This is a genomic window from Streptomyces sp. W16, assembly GCF_033194735.1.
In the GTDB taxonomy this organism is placed as follows: Bacteria; Actinomycetota; Actinomycetes; order Streptomycetales; family Streptomycetaceae; genus Streptomyces.
This window is the reverse complement of record NZ_JAWOAI010001227.1, coordinates 1-276: the sequence shown is the minus strand read 5'-3', so window position 1 is coordinate 276 and position 276 is coordinate 1. Positions and strand designations below refer to the sequence as shown.

1 rRNA gene is annotated in these 276 nt (G+C 57.2%); it reads right to left on the bottom strand.

Annotation, left to right across the window (positions count from 1 at the left end):
* Positions 1 to 276 (bottom strand): 23S ribosomal RNA (locus R6V09_RS54340); the annotation flags it as partial.

Sequence of the window (276 nt, the reverse complement as noted above, 5' to 3'; positions counted from 1 at the left end):
TCGGACTAACCGGTCCCCTTAACGTTCCAGCACCGGGCAGGCGTCAGTCCGTATACATCGCCTTACGGCTTCGCACGGACCTGTGTTTTTAGTAAACAGTCGCTTCTCGCTGGTCTCTGCGGCCACCCCCAGCTCAGACAGTAAATGTCATCACCGGTGATGGCCCCCCTTCTCCCGAAGTTACGGGGGCATTTTGCCGAGTTCCTTAACCATAGTTCACCCGAACGCCTCGGTATTCTCTACCTGACCACCTGAGTCGGTTTAGGGTACGGGCCG